A 16,796-nucleotide genomic window follows, 5' to 3' on the forward strand; every position below is an offset into this window, starting at 1 on the left:
ACCTTATAGCATAGAACCAATAGCCGTTCTGGTCTTGTGCATTAAATTCAAGATTAGCATAGTTCAATCGCGATTTTATTTTCTAATTCTACTGCTTCGATTCTACCATGTTTTGAAATAGCTTTCAGAGATTTTTCATAGAAAGAAATTGGAACAAGGATGAGCAACCGAACGAAATCCATCATTTAAATCAAGTCCCCCCATCTAGTTTCAACTAATTTTCAGGGGTTTAAAGAAACTAGTCTACCTCATATTCTGACTTTATAGCCTCCAAGAAATCTTTCACATCCTCTACATATCCATGCTTTTCAATTAAACTAGCTAAGAGTTCCAGATTGTGCCCCTGATAGTTATCTTCTCTGCGTAGCTCTTCATACATTTCGATAAAGGGAAGCCCCTTGGACTTGGCTAATTCTAGCTCCGCTTCATAGTCATAAGCGACTTTACGGAATTGGATATTGACCAGTTCCCCATCTTCAACCTCTATCACGGCATACTGGGCACGGTGATTTTTTAACGCCTTCCAGTCAAAATAGGGCATACCAATCGTACCTGGATTGATGATTTGTTGCCCTTGACTGCCATAACGAAGCAACTGCTTGTGGACATGACCATAGACTGCCACGTCCGTTTCCTCATCAAGTAGCTGGTCAAATTTCTCCGTATCATTGTCAACCAGTAAGTCACTCCCATAGTTTTTGTCAGGTAAATTATGAGAAAGAGAAAAGCGAAGTCCATCAACTTCTTTCTTTTCTAGCATAGGTAAGCTTCGTAGCCAGACAATCGTTGCAGGATCCATTCGCTCCATCAAAAACTGGGTCAATCGCATGAGTTGGATTTCTTGTGGGTCTTCTAAGCCATATTGCCCATCTAAAGCCTCTAAGACACAATCATCCCAGTTTCCGCGGACAGTCGCTGTGATTGGAAGGTCTTTTAACAAGGCTAACAAGTCATTTTCTCCAGGTCCAGGGAGAAAAATATCCCCTAGAAGCCAATATTCTGTCGTTTCCTGTCTTTTAGCATCTGACAGAACTGCCTTCAAGGCCGTGGTATTCCCGTGTATATCAGATAAAATCGCGATTCTGTGTTTCATATTATTACTTTCTATTGTTCATTTTCAAATGATTGTATTGATAATTCAAACTATTTAATTACAACCTTATTTATCCGCATTGGCACTACTTATATTTGCTTCAATCATTGCTCTGACCTGCTGGCGTTGTTCCTCATTTAGATTCAACTTCTGTAGTTGTTTTTCAATACTAAATTCTGAGGTATCATATTTCTTATCATACATCTCTAATAATTTATTACGAAGAATAGGCTCGCTAATCAAATGAATTTCTTTTGATAGTTCTTCTTCATCTCCTGCCTGCTCCTCTTCTCCATTAAGTCTACTTATCATAGAATTAATCTTCGCTAAAGCAAAATCACCATAAATATTATCAATCAAATTTTCCTTCATGATTTCTTGTATATTCTTAGCGAAAGTATTTTGTAAAACTTTTCCTTCTGAATATCCCGTTTCTTGATTCTTTTCAAGCATAATCACATTTCCTGGTTTAATATCCGAAAGCATATAAGGGGAATGAGTTGTGAAAATGAGTTGGAAGTTCATTCCTCCTATTTTGTTGATTTCATTTATATAGTTGACTAAAAAGTTTATTAAGCTTCTAGACCATTCGAGGTGCATACCTGTCTCTATTTCATCAATTAAAATTATGTAGTGATCACGGGAAATATTATTAGATAAAACTCTTTTAATCTCACTAATTAAAAGCAAAAGATTAGTTTCTCCAGTAGACATAGTAATTGCAATCTCAGAAAATAATCTTTTCTTTCTTTTAAGACTTAGATTTTTATCATCTAAATATTTGTTAAAACTTTTATTAAATTCTAAAAATAATCTAGGTAACTCCTCTTGATATCTATAAACTATATTGGCTATTAAAAAATTTTTTTGTCTGTTAATATCCAACTCAGTTGTTAGTTTTTGCTCTTTTTTTAAGTCATGTATAGTTCTCCAAACTTCACGTACTGATTCATCTTCTATTAAATCTAGTCCCTCAAGAAAGTCTTCTTTAAATTCGGCAAACTCTCCAAACCGTTCGGCTTTTGTCTTGTTTTTATATTCCTCATATTTCATATAAGGAAATATCTCTTCTATATTTTCAAGTTGTATTTCCAATTTTAATTTCAGATCCGATTTAATTAGTCCATCCTTATACAAATTTTGATAAGTTTCAAAAATATCGCTAGGATATGCCTCTGTGAAATGTCTGTTAATAATAGTTTGATGATTTTTATTTTTATTATATACACTGTACCTCTTAAGTTTTTCTTTAAAACGACTTTGTAAGAAGCCAAGTATAATACTTGAAATGTTTGGATTTTTTCTACTATCTCTACTTTCTAAATTATATATAAAACTCTTAATACTCCCTTTGTTTTTTCCCTCCATAAAAGTAGAAAATCCAGTCATCAGCTCACCATCAAAATAAAGACTACATTTACTACTATCAAAGAAATTATAAACGTACTCAAAATATAATTCTGTTTCACTTTTTAAAACTAAACAATATATCTTATCTTCAATAAAAGCTTCCTTATTTTGAAATACATCATAATGTACAAGCATATTTAATATACTAGACTTCCCTCTACCATTTATCCCTGATATTAAACTAATATTATTAACTGATCTTCCATAAAAATTTTCAATATAGTCTGGATTTTTATCAATTTTAAGTTCATTCGTTTCAAAGTTAAAATCAACCTTATATTCATCTGAAAAATTAAAAATCTGTTCTTTAAAAAGCTCATCATACTGTTTAATTACCAAAGCAATTAATTTCATTCTTCTTCTCCTACCAGTCCAATTTCTTTGCTAATATCTGTAACCATTTTTGAAAGTGGTCTTTTCCCATAATTTTCTTTATCTGTGTAGTATCCTGTTATAAAGCGATTCACCTCAGCCTTGTTCAATGCAAGATTTGTTTGATCTAAGATTTTTGACAAACCATCTCTATAACTATCTGTATAGACTTCTTTTTTCCAAATCAATTCATTGACTACATCAATATGTCCTTGATATAGCTCCTCTATACCCAAAACACGAATTCCATTTTTAAAGTCTGAATCATGAGAATTAATTTTGATTTCAATCTCATCAGCAGACTTTAGAACGTATGTAAACTTTACATCATCGAATGAAAAACTAGTGTCATAGGGACTATATTTTATATCCTTATTGGATTTTACATGATTACAGCTATAGCAGCTAGGAATTAAATTATAAAATGAAACTGCAAATAACGGATAGCTGTCTTTTGAAAAAAAGTGGTCTAGTTGAGCAGTGTTTACTGCTTTAGTCTGACCGTTAATTTCTTGTTTGCAACCCGGACATTCTTTTTCAGCCTCATCAATTACTAATAAGTCTTGACTACAATTATTACAATGAAGTATTTTATATGTTGAGTTTATATAATTACGATTGCAATACGGGCATACCGAAATGTTCTTTAAATCAATTATTTTCTTCCTTAACCTTGAATCTATCTTGTCATAGGATTTTTTTAGATACTTTGCTAATCTAGATTCTTCATCTATGAAATTAGCCAATAATCCTTTATAATTCTCTAAAAATGAATACTCAGCAGTCATTATCTTTAGAAAAGTATCTTTTTCACTCTCAAGTTCTGGTATATTATCTGCAACCCATTTATTTAACTCATCTTTAAATTCAGGATAATCTTGGAAATTCATTTTTTTATATAATTCCAAGCAAATTTTTTCAACTTCAGACGGATTTGTTTTTTCTATAGGTATCATAATTAACACTCCATTCTGGCTCACTTCGTTCCCATTATACCACAAAAGACCGTTTTTACGGCCTTCTGTTTATATGTTAACCATCTAAATCTTCCGAAGATTCTGCAATCACTGCTTCTAGTGCCGTTGCATTGCCATGAACAGTAAAATTGCGATTTTATGGTTCATGATGATTTCCTTCCGTTTGGTAATCTACTCTCTCTTCCGCTACTTGAGCCAATTCCACTTCTTCCTGAGGGTTCAACTTTCTTTTCACATCTTCTGCGACTGTTCTTGGTACCCCAACTTCGACAATCTCATCCACACTGGCTTCCTTGATTTTAGTGAGAGACTTGAAGTGCTTCATGAGATTCTGCTTGCGTTTAGGTCCTAGACCGTCAATCCCATCCAGTTGAGATGAAAAGGAGTTTTTGGAGCGCAGTTGCCGGTGGAAAGTGATAGCAAAGCGGTGGACCTCATCTTGGATGCGTTGAAGGAGGAAAAATTCCTGAGAATTCCGCGATAACTCCACCACTTCAAGCGGATCTCCAAAGAGCAATTCATGAGTTTGGTGCTTATCATTCTTTTGCAGACCAGCAATGGGAATGTCCAATCCCAGCTCTTCTTGAATAACTTGCTTTGCGATATTGACCTGACCTTGCCCCCCATCAATGACAATCAAATCTGGCGGGGTCAAGCCCTCACGCTGAACTCGGCCATAGCGTCTGCGAATGACCTCTCTCATACTAGCATAATCGTCCGAGCCAACAACCGTTTTTATCTTGTACTTGCGGTAGTCTTTTTTACTCGGTTTACCGTTGACAAAGACCACCATAGCTGAAACAGGACTAGTTCCCATGATATTAGAGTTATCAAAGGACTCGATACGTACTGGGGTGGGAATTTGGAGCAAGCGTCCTAGATTTTCAATAGCCCCTTGGGTCTTTTCGACAGATTTTTCTAGCAGATTGAACTTCTGCTCCAGACTAACACGAGCATTCTTTATAGCCAAATTGACCAGTTGTTTTTTCTCTCCACGCTGGGGCTTGAGAATCTTGCTATCCACCAAGGCTTTGATAGCTTCTTCATCGATATCCTGCGGAATCAATACCTCATTGGGAATCAGGTGAGATTTTTCTTGATAGAATTGTCCCACATAGGTCAAGAAGTCCTCATCCGGATCATTGTAGTAAGGGAAGAGGTTGACGTCCCGCTCAATGAGCTTGCCTTGACGAACAAAGAAAACCTGAACACACATCCAGCCCTTGTCCACATAGTAACCAAAGACATCTCGATTTTGGAGATCCTTTGCCATAACCCGTTGCTTGGTCCGAAGAGTTCCAATGGCCTGAATCAGGTCACGGTATTCCGCCGCACGTTCAAATTCCATACTTTGAGCTGCCTTTGCCATCTTGCCCTTAAGGTCATCGATGATTTTATCATCCTGCCCTTTTAGGAAATCAGAAACCTCCTGAGCCATGGACTGGAAATAAGCCTCATCTTTCTTACAGATGGTGTGGGCCATACATTGGCCGATATGGTAGTAAAAACAGACCTTAGACGGTGGATTAGTACACTTACGAAAAGGGAAAATCCGATCCAGCAGTCGCTTGATTTCATTGGCTGCCCCCACATCTGGATAGGGGCCAAAATAAAGACCACCGTCCTTTTTGACCTGACGGGTGATAATCAATCGAGGATAGCGCTCATTTGTGATTTTGATGAAGGGATAAGACTTGTCATCCTTAAGCATGATATTGTACTTGGGCTTGTTTTCCTTGATGAGATTGATTTCTAGGAGAAGGGCCTCAATATTAGACTCAGTGACGATAAATTCAAAATCCACAATCTCAGATACCAGAGCCTCCGTCTTGGTATCATGACTGCCACGGAAATAGGACCGCACGCGATTGCGCAGATTTTTAGCCTTTCCTACATAGATAATAGTACCATTTTTATCCTTGTGAATGTAGCATCCAGGGCTGGTCGGCAGGAGCTCTAGTTTTGATTTGATCAAGTTATTCATAGTTCCATTATAGCAAAAAGGCCGTAACAGGACGAACAAAAAGCCCCACCAATCACTTGTTGGAGGAGCTTTGATTTCTTTTCATATTGCACCGACTTCATCTAGTCGCTACTGGTATAGAGTTCTTGAACAGCTGTCACATCCTGAGGCTGAATTCCATAATAGGAACCTGCAGGCTGCATGACAGAAGTCTCGTTGGTATGATCCAATCCGATGGCATGCCCCAGCTCGTGCTCCGCCGTGTGCACGATCCGTTCATAAGAGTATCCATAGCTTGGATTGGATAGATAATAGTGATTCAGGCGAACCGTTACAGATATAAATTGATTGGTTAACAAATTGGTTTGACTCTCGGCTTGGCCAGCCACAGCGGTCGAACCATCATTCATCTCACTTGCCACAATATCTGCCTGGCTAGGATCCGCAACCACCTCAAAGGTAAAGGCTCCCGTTTGGTTCCAGTTTTTAATCGCTTCTGTATAGGCAGCTTGGAAGGTCTCATCCATTTGAGGCTCAATATAGATGCGAGCTGAGGCCTGAGCCCACTTGCCTTCTGCATGTTGGTGACTGTCTGTCTGAGACAAGACTTCCAGCGTTCCCGTCTCCTTCCATTGATTCCAGCCACCTTGGCCAATCTTACTCATTTTTTCAACCTGATTGACCGCAGAATGAAAATCACCTGTCAGGTACCAAAGTACTCCAAAGGCAATGAGAAGTAGAATAACCACGGTCCAAACCAGACGCCAGAAGAAACGCCAAATTCCCAAAAGAAATCGGAACAATAATCGAATAATCCAGAACATGACACTCCACCTTTCATAAAAATAAGAATCTATCTTAAAATCACATTCTACTTGATCAAGATAGATTCTCTATTTTACTGAAGAAAGCTGAAAGAAACCTAAAACTAAGATAAACGTTCTTCCAAGACAAAGTCAATTGGTAGAGTAGCCAAAAAACGCTCCAATTGTTTTTCCCAGTAGTACCACTCGTGCTTACCTGGACTGTGACTATAGGTCACCTCTAAACCAAGTTTTTTGAGGTTTTTCACTGCGAGATTATTGGCAGAGTAGAGATAGTCTTGCTCTCCACACCAAGCCCATAGTTTGGTCTTTTTATCGGATTTTGCTGCCATACTTTCAAGCGAATGAGGACTAGCTGTCCAGTCTTTAATCTCTCCAAAAACTCCTCGCCAGTAGGCAAGCGATCCCAGATCCTGACTTTCAGGAGAAAATTCCTGAAAACTGAGCGCACCAGAAAAACTAGCCGCATGAGAAAAACGATCGGTTGCGAGAGCCAGCTTAAAGGAACCATAGCCACCCATGGAGAGGCCTGCTATAAAGGTCTTTTCTCGCTTGCTGGTCATATTGGGAAAGAATCGTTTCATGACCTGAGGTAACTCCTCTGCTAGAGCAGTATAGTAGTTATAGCCATACTGAGTATCTGTGTACCAGCCATTGCTAGTATTGGGCATGATGACAATGAGATTAGTCCCGCGCAACAAACGCTCGACATTGGTTCGCTTGAGCCAGCTATTTTGGTTTCCTGACATTCCGTGCAAAAGGTAAAGAACAGGAATATCTGTGCAATCTGGTTCAGTCACTCGACTAGCATCTGGATAGAGTACGGTAACGCCCCACTCCATATCCAAAACTTTTGAGTAATACTCAATATTCATAACTGCCATGGTTGTCTCCTTTTACTATTCTATAAGAAAAAGCCGAATTTCGACTTTTTCTGTAGGTATTCTGCTTATTATTTTGCTTCCATCACGACTGGCAAGATTGCTGGGCGACGCTTGGTTTGATCAAAGAGGTACTTGGTCAGATTGTCACGAACCTTGCCTTTGAGATCTGCCCAATCAAAGTCATCGCCTTGAAGATACTCTTCTACCGTTTGGTTAATCAATTCTGAACTTTCACGGAGAATATCACGGCTCTTCTTGAGATAAACAAATCCACGTGTATGGACGCGAGCCTTAGCCACAATTTTCTTCTCACGACGGTTAACAGTGATAGCCACGATAAAGATTCCATCCTCTGACAAGACCTTACGGTCGCGAAGAACGACATTCCCAACATCACCAATGGCATTTCCATCAATCAAGACATCACCTGCCGAAACTGCTCCAGCTGGGACAAAGTCTCCATGTTCATAAGACATGGTCGTTCCCTTTTTAGGGATGAAAATGTGCTCTGGCAACATTCCAACTGCCATGGCAGCCTTGGCATGCGCATCCAACTCACGATACTCCCCTTGAATAGGGAAGAGGTAGTTTGGTTGCAAAAGATTGATCATCAACTGCAAATCACGCGCATTCCCATGTCCTGATACTCGCAAGCTTTGGGTAATGAGTTTCACCACACCACCAGCTTGGTAAATCATATTTTCAACGCGAGCCACAACTGCTTCTTTGGCGGTGGATGGAGTTGTTACAATATAAACCAAGTCCCCATCCTTGATTTCTACATAACGGTGGCGCCCAATAGACATCTTACGAAGTCCATTGATAGGTTCACCCATACGACCTGTCTCAAGGATAATCAACTCATGGTCTTCGAAACGAGACATTTCTTTTGGTTTAATCAAAAGGCTTTCATTAGCTAGGGATAATTTTTTGAGACGAATCGCTGTACGAACGATATTTTCAACATCAAATCCAGTCAAAACGACTCGGCGACCTGTATCCGCCGCAGCATCAAAAACCTGCTGGATACGAGAGAGGTTGCTGGCAACTGCCGCAACGATGATACGACCTTCCCAGTCTGCAATGGTCTGGGTAATTTCATCCCCAACTTCACTCTCGCTCGCCACTTGAATATTGCTGTCTGCATTGGCTGAATCACTGAGGAGCGCCAAGACACCATCACGACCGATCTCTGCCAAACGAGCAAAATCCGTCGCATAAGATTCGCTAGCTGTCTGGTCAAACTTGAAGTCACCTGTGTAGACGATATTGCCCTCTGCTGTTTTCAGGACTACTCCTAAACTTTCTGGGATAGAGTGAGTTGTACGGAAGAAGGAAACCACCGTCCCTCCAAAATCAATCTCCGTATTCTCATCAATCACATGGAAGTCATTGAATTTCTTAACCGTATCATTTCCCTTGACAAAGAGTTTGGCCAACTCAATGGTCAACTCAGAACCAAACACAGGCACCTTAGTCTCTGCCAAAAGATAAGGCAGGGCACCAATGGCATCCGCATGTCCGTGGGTCAAAAAGACCCCTGCGATACGATCGCTATTTTCAAAAAGGTAGTCCATGTTTGGAATGACGACATCAACCCCTAGTTGTTCATTTTCAGGGTATTTAAGCCCTGCATCCAAAACAAAAATAGAACCATCGATTTCAGCAATGTACATATTTTTCCCGTTTTCTCGTACACCACCTAGTGTTGTTAAACTGATATTACTCATTTTCCCTCCGAAACTTAATTATCTTGATTATAGGGTAGGTTTACCCTCTTATTCTAAAAGTTCTAAAACTTTCAGCCGAATCTTTTCCTACCATTATACCATTTTTTTGATGATTTTCAAAACGAAGATCGGTTTTTAAAAAAGAGCTGGTTGCCCAACTCTCTCCAATATGCTATTCTTCTTTTTCCATCAAAAAGTCATAAATTTCTTGCACCGTACCTAGCGCCATCATTTCTTGATTTTTTACAGTTTGTTTGAGATTTTGATAAATCTGACTTTCAGCAATTTCCCTTTTCAGCGCATCTTTATTGACTGTCATGACACCATCTTTGATCGTCACAAAGCCCAGCTCTTCAAATACTTGGATCATCTTGACCAGCAAGATTTGTTGAATATTGAGATAAGTCGCCAAATCTTTGAGCTTGTAGCGAATATCAAACTCTGGGAACTGGTAAATAGTCTTGTACAATTTAGCAAACTGTTCCCTAGTCCCGTAACCTGTCAGATAGTAGGCCTTGTCAATGTCATTTTTGAAATAGACAGCTGAGAAATGCTGTTCCTGAAAAATAGTCTTCAGCAAGGTCATATCCTCAGGAATGTTTTTTACGACAACCACCTCACTATTCGTCAAATTCGGCACTTCTCCAGAGAAATCCAAAACTGGAACCCCTTCTGGCAAGACTGCATTCTTCCCACGAATGTTAAAGAGTTGAACACCTTCCACACGCGCATCCACCATCATCAACTGGAGGGCAGTCTGACCATTCCATTGATTGACAGACAAGGTGACTGCCAATTCTAGGTTTTTTGTTTGAGCAAACTCTGTCGCCCATCTACCTTGTCCAAAGGCCACCACTTCAAAACTCGCCTCACCCTTGGAAATTTTTAGTTTGAGATGAGCATTACCTGCTCCCATGGTACGAGCACTTTCAACCTGAAAATCCTTGATATAAAAGACAGGTTTCTGATTGTCCATTCCAAAAGGTGCCAAGCGTTCAAAGCTTTTGACCGTTTCCAAACTAAGTGTCTCCAAATCCAGCTCTCCATCTAGATTTAACTTGTTCTTGCCAGCAGCATCTGCACCTTTTTCACGGACATAGTCTTCCAAGACCTGAGATAAATCTGAAAGTTTCTCAACTTCCAGCGTCATTCCTGCTGCACCAGCATGGCCACCAAAGGCGATAAAGAGATCGCGATGGGGATCCAAGGCTTCAAAAATATCGACCGCTTCCACACTACGAGCGCTACCCTTGGCACGACCTTCTTCTATATTAAGAACGATGACTGTCTGTCCCAATTCTTCCAGCAAGCGTCCAGCCACGATACCCAGAACTCCAGGATTCCAGCCTTCCTTGGCCAAAACCTGGATCTTCTTCTCAGGATCCACCATGGTCTTAGCTTCTTCGTAGATAGACTGGACGATTTCCTTGCGCTCTTCATTTTTCTGATGAATCATGAGAGCAATCTCATGAGCTTCCTCGTCGTCAAACCCAGTCAACAAATCAATGGCAGGATTGGGATCGTCCAAGCGGCCCAAGGCATTTAAACGAGGGGCAATCTGAAAGCCAACCGTTTCTTCTGTCACTTCATTCGCAGCAATCCCAGCCATGTCTAGCATTTCTTGCAGGCCAATACGCTGAGTATGCCCCAGCATTTCCAGACCATATTGAACCATGATACGGTTTTCATCCGTCAAACTCACCATATCGGCAATGGTGCCGATAGCTACCAAATCGAGTAGCTCCACTTGCACTTCTTCTAAAAGGGCGCAAGCCAACTTGAAAGCCACTCCACAACCAGCTAGATATTTGAAAGGATAGTCCGCATCTGTATGCTCAGGGTGAACAATAGCATAGGCATCAGGAAGAGTTTCCGGCATGGAATGATGGTCGGTCACAATGACATCAACTCCCATAGACTGAGCTAGTTCAATGGCTTCATGACCAGCAACCCCATTGTCCACTGTCACAATCAAGGAGATTCCCTCTTGCTCGATAAAGTATTTATAGACACTGGCATTGGGGCCATAGCCATCGGTAAAACGATTTGGCAAATAAACACGGCACTCAGCGCCAAGCTGTTCCAAACTTTCCTTCACAATCGAAGCCGAAGTCATACCATCCGCATCGTAGTCTCCATAGATGAGAATGTTTTCCCCTTCTTCAATGGCCTGACGAATCCTTTTCACTGCCTTGTCCATATCATGGAGCAGATAGGGGTCATGCAAGTCCTCCAAAGAAGGTTCTAAAAATTTCTTTAGACTTTCTTCATCCTGAATCCCTCTTTCAAATAATAACCGAGCCACCTCAGGACCCAGTCCAGCCTTCTTGGCTATCTTTGTAAAATCCGCATCTTCAACCTGCGGGGCAAACTGCCATTCATAAGTAGGAGTTATCAAAAAAACATCCACTCTTTCTAAGAATTCTATCCTCTCATTATAACATGATTTGAGGTATTTCTCTATTTAGATATTTGCTAAAAAAACATGAGCAAATCTACTGCTCATGTTTCTCTCATCATTCTTTTTCTATTTTCCTCGAACAGAAATGCGTTCTTGCTCATACTTGCCTGATTCAATAATGTCCATCATTGCTACGGCGTAATCAGAATAACTGATAAAACTAGCTCCTTTGTCATTAACAGTAAAGACTTCTCCAGCTAGTACATAGGTTCCCGTTTTTGGTGCTTCTGGAGCAAAATCCGCTGCTGGACTCACAAAGGTCCATTTCAAATCGTTTTTCTGACGAATCAAATCCAATTCATCCGCCTGAGCACTGGCAAGCGGTTTGAACTCATCAGGAAAATCTGGCGTATCCAAGAGACGCGTAGTTCTAGTTTCATCTACATACAGACTCCCCGCTCCACCAACGATCACTAAGCGGGTATCACTTCCTGCAAGCAAGTCATTGAAGTGTTCAACCGACTTGCTATGTAGTGTCAGTGTTTCAGGAGTAAAAGCTCCAAAAGCTGAGACAACTACATCAAAGTCTTTCAAATCTTCTTTAGTTAGATCAAATAAATCTTTTACAAGGACTTTCTCTGCTTGACTCTTATTCTCAGAGCGGACGATTGCTGTCACTTCATGACCACGTTCCAAAGCTTCTTTAACAATCAATTGACCTGCTGCACCATTTGCCGCTACTACTGCAATTTTCATTTTCTTTCCTCCGTTTTGTTGTAAATACTTTTGTTACAATAAAAGTATATCACATTTTTTTGTAATGTCAATTGTTACATGTTGTTTTTTCATATTTTTATTCAATTATTTTAAGGTCGCTACCAGAAGTCCATTTGCCAGTCTGACACACAAAAAAGAGGAATAAAATCCTCTTACCTAGGTATTTTCGCCTCAGCATCTGCCACAACTTGAGCCAAACTCGTCTGACCAAGTTGGTTTTCCATTGCTTGCTGGACTTCAATTAATTTTTTATCTAGCACACTATGGATGTTGGCACCGATAGGGCAATTGGGATTGGGATTCTCGTGAAAACTAAAAAGCTCACCTTTTTTCCCCAAACACTCCACTGCCTGATAAACATCTAGGAGTGTGATTTGTTGCAAATCCTTGGCAATCTCTGCACCACCTGTCCCACGCGCAACTGAAATTAACTCAGCTTTCTTCAACTGGGACAAGGTCTTTCTGATAATGACTGGGTTCACTCCGACACTTCCTGCCAAAAAATCACTTGTCACTTTATTTTTTCGTCCCTCTAGTGCAATGATAATCAGCATATGAGTTGCAATGGTAAATCGACTTGATATCTGCATATCGTCTCCTTCTAATGAATATTAGTTGTTGGGTTCTCTATTTATTATACGCTTTTTCGTTGTAATGTCAATCATTACCACTATCCAACCATTCATCCAACTCAATATCATGCCCCTGCTCTTGAGCGATCTCATTTAGCAATTCATGGTTATGAGTATGATGAATTCCATTTACTAAACTTTCATAGTAGATCTGGAAATAGGGGAGCTTCAAATCTTTAGCCAACTGCAATTCGACTTCTACATCATAATCCACTCGACGAAAATCAACATCAGCCAAACCTGCTTCATCAAACTCTAAAATCATATACTGAGCCCGCAGGTCCTTACGTAATCCCGCATCTAAAAAGAAGGGTTGCCCAATCGAACCTGGATTAAGAATCAACTGCCCATCACTTCCGTAACGAAGCAACTGCTGGTGAATATGCCCATATACTGCGATAGAGGCATGCGGTTCCGTCACTAATCTATCAAAATCTTCTTGTTTTCCCATATGAATCAACTCTCTACCCCAGTTTTTATCAGGGAGATGGTGAGTGATTCCTACCGTCAAATTACCGAACCGACGGTGAACTTGCATGGGTTGATTGTGGAGGTCTTCTATTTCTTTAGGGCTAATCTCTTCTAAGATATACTGGCATTGGCGTAGGAGATAGCGATGACTAGCTTTTGTTGGATCTAGCTTGCGATGCAAACCACGCCAGAGACTATCCTCCCAATTTCCAAGAACTCTTACTGTAATGGGCAAGCTAGCCAAGAGGTCCAAAATCCTTCTACGTCCTGTTCCAGGCATAAGAATATCCCCCAAAAGCCAGTACTCATCTACCGTTTCCGCTTTTGCATCAGCCAGTACAGCTTCCAAGGCGCTTGTATTCCCATGTATGTCTGAAAGAACTGCTATTTTCGTCATTCTTTCTCCTCATTTCCTCTTACTTCTTCTGTTAGTATTATAGCAGAAAACACTGCAAAAAATCACTATCACTGCTCACTGTATTAACTTGTAAGAGCTTCCAAATCGTGCTATAATATAGGTAGAGAGCTCCCCTTCATTTAGGATCATGTGGTCTTCAACATCTCTCTATTTTTGCAGATTGGAGGACTATTGCCATGCGGAAATATCTTAAGTATATCCCATACTGCCTTGTCATTTTCTTCTTTTACTGGCCCCTCTATGAGTTGCTTTTGTTGCTGATATCTGATCCTTATACGCTGAAAGGGCTTTACATTTACAACATCATCCTCTTTTCACCTTTGGCAACCTTTATCGTGTCCCTTCTTTATAGCTACCGTTTCCAATTCTCATTGTGGTGGCTGCTCGGTATTGCTCTTCTCTATTGCTTTACCATCATTACTTTCAATGAATTCATTCTCGTTTATTTCCTAGCTTATGAACTCTTTGCCCTACTTGGTATGGCTTCAGGTTCAGGTATTAAATACATGCTCCAGCACGGAAAAAATAAAAAACTTTCACAAAATCCTTGAAAAATCTCGCAATCATGCTATAATAATGCATAGAGACAAGTCACTTAGCCCCTTTCTACTAGAGAGTGCGTGGTTGCTGGAAACGCATAGAGAGCCTAAACTGATACTACTCTACTGACTTTTATGAAAACATAAAACGGTGGCTACGTTAGAGCCAATCAGAGGTGTCCCTCTTTTTTGAGGAACATAAATGAAGGTGGAACCACGTTACGACGTCCTTTCGAGGATGTCGTTTTTATTTTGTCAGAAGGAGGAAGAATGATGCTTTATATGATTGGCGGATCGCCTTGTAGTGGAAAGTCAACAATTTCTTCACTTCTTGCTAGACAGTATCAGCTGATTCATATCAAACTGGATGATTTGGTAGATGAGATGATGAGTCAAGCAAGTGCAGACTCACAGCCAATTTGCCTTCTTAGACAGGATAGAAGTCCAGAACAAATCTGGATGAGAAATCCAGAAGAGATGGCAGATGAAGAATGGCGCTTTTATGAAGAGATTTTTCCTTATGTGAAATCTTACTTGATAAAAAATCAAGATAGACCTCTCTTGGTGGAGGGGGCAGGACTTTTGCCTCACTTGGTAAAGGAGCTTGAATGTCCAGTGTCTTCCTATCTATGTTTGACTCCGACAGCTGATTTTCAAAAAAAGCATTATATACAGAGAGAATGGGTTCCTTATGTCTTAGAGGGTACAACCAACCCCGAGCAAGCTTTTGAAAACTGGATGCAACGAGACATTCTTTTTGCTCAAATGGTTCGTAAGGAAGCGGTGAGATTAGGCTATCCTAGCCTCGTAACAGATGGTAGTCAATCAGAGAATCAGACTGCGGAAGAAGTTGCTCGGCTCTTAAAATTGTCCAACAAAAATAGAATAAATATTTAAGGAGAAAACCATGATTAAGATTACTTTCCCAGATGGCGCTGTTCGTGAATTCGAATCTGGCGTGACAACTTTTGAAATTGCACAAAGCATCAGCAATTCCTTAGCTAAAAAAGCCTTGGCTGGTAAATTCAACGGCAAACTCATCGACACGACTCGTGCTATCACTGAAGATGGTAGCATCGAAATCGTGACACCTGACCACGAAGATGCCCTTCCAATCTTACGTCACTCAGCTGCCCACTTGTTCGCCCAAGCAGCTCGTCGCCTTTTCCCAGACATTCACTTGGGAGTTGGTCCAGCTATTGAAGATGGCTTCTACTACGATACAGACAATACTGCTGGTCAAATCTCTAACGAAGACCTTCCTCGTATCGAAGAAGAAATGCAAAAAATCGTCAAAGAAAACTTCCCATCCATTCGTGAGGAAGTTACCAAGGACGAGGCACGTGAAATCTTTAAGAACGACCCTTACAAGTTGGAATTGATTGAAGAACACTCTGAGGACGAAGGTGGTTTGACTATCTACCGTCAGGGTGAATACGTGGACCTTTGCCGTGGCCCTCACGTGCCTTCAACAGGTCGCATCCAAATCTTCCACCTTCTCCATGTAGCTGGTGCTTACTGGCGCGGAAATAGCGATAACGCTATGATGCAACGGATCTACGGTACAGCATGGTTTGACAAAAAAGACTTGAAAAACTACCTTCAAATGCGTGAAGAAGCCAAAGAACGTGACCACCGCAAACTTGGTAAAGAGCTTGACCTCTTCATGATTTCACAAGAAGTAGGACAAGGTTTGCCATTCTGGTTGCCAAATGGTGCGACTATCCGTCGTGAATTGGAACGCTACATTGTCGATAAAGAGTTGGCTTCTGGCTACCAACACGTCTACACTCCACCACTTGCTTCTGTAGAGCTTTACAAGACTTCTGGTCACTGGGATCATTACCAAGAAGACATGTTCCCAACTATGGATATGGGTGACGGGGAAGAATTTGTTCTTCGTCCAATGAACTGCCCACACCACATCCAAGTCTACAAACACCATGTTCACTCTTACCGTGAATTGCCAATCCGTATCGCTGAAATCGGTATGATGCACCGTTACGAGAAATCTGGTGCCCTCACTGGTCTTCAACGTGTGCGTGAAATGTCTCTCAACGACGGTCACCTCTTTGTCACTCCTGAACAAATCCAAGAAGAATTCCAACGTGCCCTTCAGTTGATTATCGATGTTTATGAAGACTTCAACTTGACTGAATACCGCTTCCGTCTCTCTCTTCGTGACCCTCAAGATACTCACAAGTACTTTGACAACGATGAAATGTGGGAAAATGCTCAAACCATGCTCCGTGCAGCTCTTGATAAGATGGGTGTGGACTACTTTGAAGCCGAAGGAGAAGCAGCC

General features: G+C 40.7%; 14 protein-coding genes. 3 read left to right on the forward strand and 11 right to left on the reverse strand.

The window, feature by feature from the left end:
* Positions 1 to 238: 238 nt before the first annotated feature.
* From SORDD16_RS07020 to SORDD16_RS07070, 11 genes are all read right to left on the reverse strand, one after another.
* Positions 239 to 1,093 carry a metallophosphoesterase family protein gene (locus tag SORDD16_RS07020; protein ID WP_061452862.1) on the reverse strand — a complete coding sequence of 285 codons (855 nt, stop codon included), beginning with the start codon at positions 1,091 to 1,093 and terminating at the stop codon, positions 239 to 241.
* Between the two features lie 66 nt (positions 1,094 to 1,159).
* Complete coding sequence (locus SORDD16_RS07025; RefSeq protein WP_061452863.1) at positions 1,160 to 2,857, reverse strand: AAA family ATPase; 1,698 nt, start codon at positions 2,855 to 2,857, stop codon at positions 1,160 to 1,162.
* Positions 2,854 to 3,831 (reverse strand): hypothetical protein, encoded by a 978-nt coding sequence (locus SORDD16_RS07030; RefSeq protein ID WP_061452864.1) that lies wholly within the window; start codon positions 3,829 to 3,831, stop codon positions 2,854 to 2,856. The genes SORDD16_RS07025 and SORDD16_RS07030 overlap by 4 nt, the downstream gene beginning before the upstream one ends.
* A 157-nt stretch (positions 3,832 to 3,988) precedes the next feature.
* Positions 3,989 to 5,836 (reverse strand): excinuclease ABC subunit UvrC, encoded by a 1,848-nt coding sequence (gene uvrC / locus SORDD16_RS07035; protein WP_061452865.1) that lies wholly within the window; start codon positions 5,834 to 5,836, stop codon positions 3,989 to 3,991.
* Between the two features lie 101 nt (positions 5,837 to 5,937).
* Positions 5,938 to 6,639: a M57 family metalloprotease gene (locus tag SORDD16_RS07040; protein WP_061452866.1), complete on the reverse strand. Its 702-nt coding sequence runs from the start codon at positions 6,637 to 6,639 to the stop codon at positions 5,938 to 5,940.
* 104 nt (positions 6,640 to 6,743) lie between these two features.
* Positions 6,744 to 7,523, reverse strand: a complete 780-nt coding sequence (locus tag SORDD16_RS07045) for an alpha/beta hydrolase (protein WP_061452867.1) — start codon at positions 7,521 to 7,523, stop codon at positions 6,744 to 6,746.
* A gap of 68 nt (positions 7,524 to 7,591) precedes the next feature.
* Positions 7,592 to 9,253, reverse strand: coding sequence for a ribonuclease J (locus SORDD16_RS07050; RefSeq protein WP_061452868.1), 1,662 nt, complete (start codon positions 9,251 to 9,253; stop codon positions 7,592 to 7,594).
* A 172-nt stretch (positions 9,254 to 9,425) separates the two neighbouring features.
* The gene (gene recJ / locus SORDD16_RS07055; protein ID WP_061452869.1) at positions 9,426 to 11,651 is read right to left on the reverse strand and encodes a single-stranded-DNA-specific exonuclease RecJ; all 2,226 of its coding nucleotides are present in this window, start codon (positions 11,649 to 11,651) and stop codon (positions 9,426 to 9,428) included.
* 129 nt (positions 11,652 to 11,780) lie between these two features.
* Positions 11,781 to 12,410 (reverse strand): NAD(P)-dependent oxidoreductase, encoded by a 630-nt coding sequence (locus SORDD16_RS07060; RefSeq protein ID WP_061452870.1) that lies wholly within the window; start codon positions 12,408 to 12,410, stop codon positions 11,781 to 11,783.
* 173 nt (positions 12,411 to 12,583) lie between these two features.
* A complete protein-coding gene (locus tag SORDD16_RS07065; RefSeq protein WP_061452871.1) occupies positions 12,584 to 13,021 on the reverse strand; it encodes an Rrf2 family transcriptional regulator in 438 nt (145 codons plus the stop codon).
* A gap of 67 nt (positions 13,022 to 13,088) precedes the next feature.
* A complete protein-coding gene (locus SORDD16_RS07070) occupies positions 13,089 to 13,931 on the reverse strand; it encodes a metallophosphoesterase family protein (protein ID WP_061452872.1) in 843 nt (280 codons plus the stop codon).
* Positions 13,932 to 14,128: 197 nt separating this feature from the next.
* Between SORDD16_RS07070 and SORDD16_RS11310 the strand changes: the two genes are divergently transcribed.
* The 3 genes from SORDD16_RS11310 to thrS all read left to right on the forward strand — a co-directional run.
* A complete protein-coding gene (locus SORDD16_RS11310) occupies positions 14,129 to 14,503 on the forward strand; it encodes a hypothetical protein (protein ID WP_061452873.1) in 375 nt (124 codons plus the stop codon).
* 258 nt (positions 14,504 to 14,761) lie between these two features.
* A complete protein-coding gene (locus tag SORDD16_RS07080) occupies positions 14,762 to 15,388 on the forward strand; it encodes an adenylate kinase family protein (protein WP_081215175.1) in 627 nt (208 codons plus the stop codon).
* 10 nt (positions 15,389 to 15,398) lie between these two features.
* Positions 15,399 to 16,796, forward strand: a 1,398-nt coding sequence (gene thrS / locus SORDD16_RS07085) for a threonine--tRNA ligase (protein WP_241734031.1), incomplete at its 3' end; no start/stop codon positions are given.

The sequence above is a fragment of the Streptococcus oralis genome (assembly GCF_001578945.1).
Lineage (GTDB): Bacteria > Bacillota > Bacilli > Lactobacillales > Streptococcaceae > Streptococcus > Streptococcus oralis_Q.

What these genes read in the sequence shown, in the direction of transcription:
- SORDD16_RS07080 (WP_081215175.1), top strand. Translation starts at nt 14,762, where the DNA reads ATGATGCTTTATATGATTGGCGGATCGCCTTGTAGTGGAAAGTCAACA.
- SORDD16_RS07020 (WP_061452862.1), bottom strand. Translation starts at nt 1,093, where the DNA reads ATGAAACACAGAATCGCGATTTTATCTGATATACACGGGAATACCACG.
- SORDD16_RS07060 (WP_061452870.1), bottom strand. Translation starts at nt 12,410, where the DNA reads ATGAAAATTGCAGTAGTAGCGGCAAATGGTGCAGCAGGTCAATTGATT.
- SORDD16_RS07040 (WP_061452866.1), bottom strand. Translation starts at nt 6,639, where the DNA reads ATGTTCTGGATTATTCGATTATTGTTCCGATTTCTTTTGGGAATTTGG.
- SORDD16_RS07050 (WP_061452868.1), bottom strand. Translation starts at nt 9,253, where the DNA reads ATGAGTAATATCAGTTTAACAACACTAGGTGGTGTACGAGAAAACGGG.
- SORDD16_RS07030 (WP_061452864.1), bottom strand. Translation starts at nt 3,831, where the DNA reads ATGATACCTATAGAAAAAACAAATCCGTCTGAAGTTGAAAAAATTTGC.
- SORDD16_RS11310 (WP_061452873.1), top strand. Translation starts at nt 14,129, where the DNA reads ATGCGGAAATATCTTAAGTATATCCCATACTGCCTTGTCATTTTCTTC.
- SORDD16_RS07045 (WP_061452867.1), bottom strand. Translation starts at nt 7,523, where the DNA reads ATGGCAGTTATGAATATTGAGTATTACTCAAAAGTTTTGGATATGGAG.
- uvrC (WP_061452865.1), bottom strand. Translation starts at nt 5,836, where the DNA reads ATGAATAACTTGATCAAATCAAAACTAGAGCTCCTGCCGACCAGCCCT.
- SORDD16_RS07025 (WP_061452863.1), bottom strand. Translation starts at nt 2,857, where the DNA reads ATGAAATTAATTGCTTTGGTAATTAAACAGTATGATGAGCTTTTTAAA.
- SORDD16_RS07070 (WP_061452872.1), bottom strand. Translation starts at nt 13,931, where the DNA reads ATGACGAAAATAGCAGTTCTTTCAGACATACATGGGAATACAAGCGCC.
- SORDD16_RS07065 (WP_061452871.1), bottom strand. Translation starts at nt 13,021, where the DNA reads ATGCAGATATCAAGTCGATTTACCATTGCAACTCATATGCTGATTATC.